The sequence below is a fragment of the Marinospirillum sp. genome (genome assembly GCF_014859565.1).
In genome coordinates, this window is record NZ_JACUUA010000203.1 from 1 (window position 1) to 5,620 (window position 5,620).

The following is a 5,620-nucleotide window of genomic DNA, read 5'->3' on the forward strand; positions in this document are numbered from 1 at the left end:
TTCGATCGCTTTGACTTGCCAGACGGATCGATTGTAATGCATTGCAGTCTGGAGTTCTGGATGGGCATCAAATGGATAGATGGTGAATAACGGGCCGCGATCACGGATGCGCAGGTAACGCTCATTCTTTTGCAAGGCAAAAATAACGTCATAACTCATGAAATCACTGACTGGGACTTCTGCACTGAAGTCGTTCAGGGCGGTGATTTTCATCACGGTGGCTTGTTCTGCACCAACAGCCTGAATCAGTGCTCGTCCCAGTGGGCCGGTGTAGCTATTGATGCCTTCACTCCAGGGTGTATGGGTGCTGGTAGTTTTTTGTTGCAAGGCTTCCAGCATGACCAGGTCAAAAACAGCGGTGTCATCCTGGTTAGTGAAGCGGATTTTGCCGCTGATGCTAAGCAGTACAGCCCCTTCAGGTTTTGGTAGCTCTGTGGCAATAGCAGGGGCAGATAGCAGCAGGGTCAGTAAAAGGGTGAAAAATAAACGATGCATGTCTGATCTCCGGCGTTGGGACAGGCAAACAAGTATGCAGTTTTTTGCTGTAGGAGGCACGGAGAAAGCGGCAAGCTCGGGTTAATAAACCGAGCTTTTTTTGATTGGATCTGAATTAAAGATAATGGGATGCATCGGCTTCCAGGATGCCAAGATTCATGAAGCGGGTCTTGAGTACACTGATGTCGGAATTGAGTTTGATATTGTCACTGAATTGCTGATCAAAAAGTACTTCCAGATCGGCGTTGGGTAGGGTTTTGGCTGCGGCAGCGTAATTGTCGGATTGAAGGCTCTGAATGATGTCAGCAAGACCGCTGATTTGTTTGCTGAAAGTTTTGCTCTGACTGCTGTTGAGCAGACCCTTGTGGATATCACTAAGCAGCAGGATGTATTTGTCCGCAAAGGTGAGCAGATTGCTTTCGATATTGTTGTGGTTTGGAGGTGCGTTCATGGTTTTTCCTTCCTGTTGTTTTTATGAAGAAATTTTATTCTGGCAGGAATGAATTTAATCTCAAGTACTGAATTGTAAGACTTTGGTTGGAACACAAAAGCATTCGTGACAAGGGGTTAAGGTGCCTGACTCCGCAGAATCAGGCACCAGGTTGCAGGGTTTAAAAACGCGTGTAACAGGGTTTAAAAACGATAGTTACCACTGACCCAGATGCTGCGACCCGGTTCAGTGAGGGTGTCAGTGTACTGATCTGCACCGATATTCAGTGGATCATTGGCCGCGCGGTTGCGGTTAATGAAGTTGCTGTAGTTTTTATCCAGCAGGTTGCTGATGCCGGTGGCAACTTCCACTGCATGAACAGGACGCCAGATCAGAGCCAGATCAACCACGCCGTAGCCTGATGTGGCCTGCTCTGCAGCAGGGGCATTTAGCCGATCCGATTCAGCAGCAAAACGCAGGGTGCCGGATGCCTCCCAGTTATGAGTGATCCAGTGCTGGGAGATCTGACCGCTGTAGGGTGAAATCTGTGCCAGAGTGCCGCCATCACTGCGATTATCACCACGCATGGCGGTTAACTGGGCACGGGTTTCCCAGACTTCGGCATAACGCAGGGTGGTTTCCAGCTCCACTCCATAATGTGCCGCACGGATATTACGGTAGTAGTCGCGGGTGATGCTGCCATCAATGATTTTGTCACGGTAGATGTAATCCTGCACCTGATTGGCAAAAGCCACCGCAGAATAATCCAGTACAGCACTTTTACCCAGTAACCCAACGTCCAGTTGATGCTGGGTTTCCGGTTTTAAATCCGGGTTACCGATCCATTGCACATTACCCATACTGGCATTACGTGCCATGTACATCTCGGAGGCATCCCCCATACGCTGGCTGCGACTTAGGCTGACAAAAGCACGTTGCCAGTTGCTGAAATCCTGCTCCATACGCACAAATGCACCCGTTAACCATTCATCCCGATCCAGATCACCGCTGATGCCATAAGCCTGCTGATAAAGATCTGCAGGACTTTTTGTCCAAGCCGGGCCAATGGGTTTGTCTGTTGCTGTATCCGCCTGACTGTTGAACTGATCCACACGCAGTCCGGCAAAAGCACGCTGATGCACACCAATCGAGTGTTCAATTTCAGCAAAGACACCCAGCTGACGTTGTGATACATCCGGCCACATGTAAGCAATTTCCAGCAGATTGTTTGGATTTGCAGCACTGGTCAGGGTGCCGGAGCGTTCATTCTGCAGCAGGTTAATGCCGGTGGTGAACAGGTTGCGTCCCAGTTGATACTCACTCATCAAACGTGCAGTCAGGGTATCCGAGGTGGTGGGCACCGTCATTTTCATGGCGGTAGCTGTGGCAGGACGATAGGTGAAGTTGTCCATCACATGTTCCACTTGGCTGTAATGCAGGTTGCCGGACAGTGTCAGCAGTGGTGACCAGTCATAACGGCCACGCAAACCAAGGGTGGTGTTGTCACTGGTGGGTGAATCCATGCCTGCACCGGCAAACTTGACGTCCCGTTCCCGAGTTTCTTCGATACTCAGTTCCAGCCAGCTGGTGGTATTGGGTGTCCATCCCAGTGCCATGCCACCTTGGGTGGTTTCATAACCACTCCAGATGCTTCTGCCCTTGCCGTCCTCGTAGTTACCGGCTTCACTGTATTCACCAAAAGCACGCAGATAACCCTGCTGATTACCAGCCAGGGTTTTACCCCAGATTTTGAATGCATCACCGTTACTGGCATAACTGCTGCCCACCTGGCCGCTGATGGCTGGATCATCGGGTAAAAAATCGGGTTGAGTCCGTTCAAAAACCACCGTGCCGCCGCTACCACCTGCACCGTGGCGCAGGGTGGTGACTCCCTTGCTGATGGTAATCAGATCATAAGAGGACAAGGGTGCATAAGCCGTGGGTGGATCCATGCGATTGGGGCAACCACCAAAGACATAAGCGCCATCCAGCAGGATGTTAATGCGATTCTGACCCTGTCCGCGAATCACCGGATCAAGGCCGTGGCCTCCCATACGATTGGCATCAATACCAGGTTGTTGGCGTAACCAGTCACCGGCATCTGCGCTGGGCGCTGGGCTGGAATCGGGTGTCATTTGTTGTTGCAAGGTGGATGTTGTCTGGCCGGTAACCACCAGTGGTGGCAGTTCCGCTGCTTGAATGGTGTTGCCGGTCAGGCCAAAAAATACCGCGCCGATTGCCAGCGTTAAAGGCTGGACAGCAAAAAAAGGTTGAGACATGGACTTTCCTTGAATAATTGAGCAGGAATATAAAGGTCAATCAGGGGTCAAGGATTGCAGCCCATACTGGCAGCGGTTGACATGAGCTATGGGAACTCCCGCCGCAAATTAAGGCTGCAAACCTGAGAATATTTTCCAGTCAAAGGCTGAAAACAGCACTGCAGGACATGAGCGGGAACTGCAGTCAGCATTCAGTCATTGATGGAAACAAACCTTCAGGCAAGCGGGGGTGCACGACCGGGGGGTGGTAGAGCAACAAAAAGTGGATGGGTGTTCTGGAGTTGAAGTGTTAAAGCAAGGTTTCGGGAGGGTAAGGCCTGTTCACTGATTAAAGGCAGCTCAGGAGCAACTGTTGCCGCACTGGCAGCACACTGGGGACAGTGTGATGGCGGCTGCTCGGATTCAACCTGATTGCCATCAGCATCAATCAGGACTCGGCTGATGCCACCCTGCCAGGAGCAGACTTCAATAAAACCATTGTCGTGAACAACTAAAGGAGGCACTGAAAAAGGCGTGAGTACACGACTGACCATAACGGCCAGCGCGAACAATAACAGCCAGGTATTCAGGTTGCGGTTAAGCTTCACGGTATTCTTCCAGACATCCTTGATAACATTCTTCTGATGCAGGGGTGTTGGCAAGAGTCTAAACCGACAGCGGTTTTTTGACCAGCCGTCTTGAGTGATCAGCTCCGTTTGGCTTGATGCTGCTGAATATTCTGTGCGGTCAGATCAACAATCTTCTGTCGTGCTTCCGGTGCAATCCAGGCATTGTGGGGTGTCACAATCAGGTTCAGTGATTCCTGTAATGCATCCAGCAAAGGGTTGCCGTTGCGTGGGGGTTCTTCGGTCAGTACATCCACGGCAAGACCAGCAATCTGCCTGCTGCGCAGTGCATCCAGTGCGGCCAACTCATCCACTATGCCTCCCCTGGCCGCGTTCACCACCAATAAGTCTGGTTTTGTCCGTTGCAGATTATGAGCATTCAGAAGGCCACGGGTGGACTCATTTAATGGGCAGTGAAAAGAAATCACATCTGCCTGGGGTAATAATTCATCCAGGGTCGGGCGGTGGTCGTCACTTTTACCGGGGCGTGCAGCAATCAGTAACTTCATGCCAAAAGCATTTGCCAGTTTGCCAACTGCTTGCCCCAGCTCACCATAACCAACCAGCAGCAGGTTTTTACCGGCCAGTTGAGTTACTGGGTGTTGCATCAGGCAAAATGCTGGTGCTTGTTGCCAGTCACCGGCAGCGAGGGATTGCTGATAAAGTGGCAGCCGGGTTGCCAGTGCCAGCATCAGCATCAGGGTGTGTTGTGCCACGCTGGCCGTGCCGTAAGCCTGCACATTCCTGACCTCAATGCCCAGTTCTGCTGCAGCTTCCAGATCCACATTATTCATGCCGGTGGCCATCACACAAATCAGCTTTAAACTTTTTGCCTGTTCCAGCAATGCACGATTCAGTTGCACCTTGTTGACCAGTACCACATTAAAATCGTTAATGCGTTTTGCCACTTGTTCCGGTGAGGTCGTTGGCCAGATCACCAGCTCATCCAGCTGTGCCTGCAAGTCGGAAAAATTCAACCCGCAACCAAGACTGTCCGCATCCAGCATTACACCTTTCATAAAGATCAACTCCTGAGGGTTTTGTTGTTACGGAACTTCTGATCAATTGTACAATAAGCATCAATCACTTCATTTTAAGGATCTTTTATCTTGAGTGCTGCACCTTTGTCACAAAGTTACTTGTTCCGCTTTGGTGGTATTGCCCGTTTGTATGGCCGATCCGGGTTGGAAAAACTGGCTGCTGCCCGTGTGGCGGTGATTGGTATTGGTGGTGTTGGCAGTTGGGTAGCCGAGGCTCTGGTTAGAACCGGTGTAGGTGGTATCACCCTGTATGATCTGGATGATGTCTGCACCAGCAATATCAATCGGCAGCTCCACGCTCTGGATTCAACCGTGGGTCGATCCAAGGTGGAGGTAATGGCGGAGCGCCTGTTGCAGATCAACCCGGAAGCCGAAATCTCAGCGCGCAGCTGTTTTATCACAGAAAAAAATCTGGCAGATGAGTTAGGGCAGGGTTTTGATGTGGTGATTGATGCAACTGATACTGTGCCGGTGAAAGCAGCCATCATCCACTGGTGCCGCCGTAACAAGGTGCGGCTGGTGGTGGTGGGTGGTGCTGGTGGGCAGGTAGACCCTCGCTTGGTCACCACCGCGGATCTGGCACGCACCACACAGGATCCACTGCTGGCAAAAGTGCGGAATTTACTGCGCCGTGATTATGGTTTTACTCGTAATCCAAAACGCCGTTTTGAGGTGGAGTGTGTTTATTCAACCGAACAACTGGTTTATCCGCAGGCTGATGGCAGTGTGGCCTGTCAGAAACCAGAACCCGGTGAGGCATTAAAGCTGGAC

At 51.2% G+C, this 5,620-nt stretch carries 6 protein-coding genes; 1 reads left to right on the forward strand and 5 read right to left on the reverse strand.

The genetic code is table 11. From position 1 onward, the window contains the following. The 5 genes from IBX50_RS16420 to IBX50_RS16440 form a co-directional block, all read right to left on the reverse strand. Positions 1–495: oxidoreductase (locus IBX50_RS16420; protein ID WP_292257378.1), on the reverse strand; the 495-nt coding region annotated here is incomplete at its 3' end. Positions 496–610: 115 nt separating this feature from the next. Continuing rightward, positions 611–946, reverse strand: a complete 336-nt coding sequence (locus tag IBX50_RS16425; RefSeq protein ID WP_292257379.1) for a hypothetical protein — start codon at positions 944–946, stop codon at positions 611–613. A 182-nt stretch (positions 947–1,128) separates the two neighbouring features. Beyond that, positions 1,129–3,204: a TonB-dependent receptor gene (locus tag IBX50_RS16430; protein ID WP_292257380.1), complete on the reverse strand. Its 2,076-nt coding sequence runs from the start codon at positions 3,202–3,204 to the stop codon at positions 1,129–1,131. A 215-nt stretch (positions 3,205–3,419) separates the two neighbouring features. Then, positions 3,420–3,845 (reverse strand): hypothetical protein, encoded by a 426-nt coding sequence (locus IBX50_RS16435; RefSeq protein WP_292257381.1) that lies wholly within the window; start codon positions 3,843–3,845, stop codon positions 3,420–3,422. Between the two features lie 44 nt (positions 3,846–3,889). After that, entirely contained in the window at positions 3,890–4,828 is a 939-nt protein-coding gene (locus IBX50_RS16440) for a D-2-hydroxyacid dehydrogenase (protein ID WP_292257382.1), read from the reverse strand. Positions 4,829–4,918: 90 nt separating this feature from the next. On the opposite strand from IBX50_RS16440, the gene IBX50_RS16445 reads away from it, so the two are divergent. Beyond that, positions 4,919–5,620: tRNA threonylcarbamoyladenosine dehydratase (locus IBX50_RS16445; RefSeq protein ID WP_292257383.1), on the forward strand; the 702-nt coding region annotated here is incomplete at its 3' end.

Coding starts and splice junctions, on each gene's coding strand:
- IBX50_RS16425 (WP_292257379.1), bottom strand. CDS start 946: ATGAACGCACCTCCAAACCACAACAATATCGAAAGCAATCTGCTCACC.
- IBX50_RS16430 (WP_292257380.1), bottom strand. CDS start 3,204: ATGTCTCAACCTTTTTTTGCTGTCCAGCCTTTAACGCTGGCAATCGGC.
- IBX50_RS16440 (WP_292257382.1), bottom strand. CDS start 4,828: ATGAAAGGTGTAATGCTGGATGCGGACAGTCTTGGTTGCGGGTTGAAT.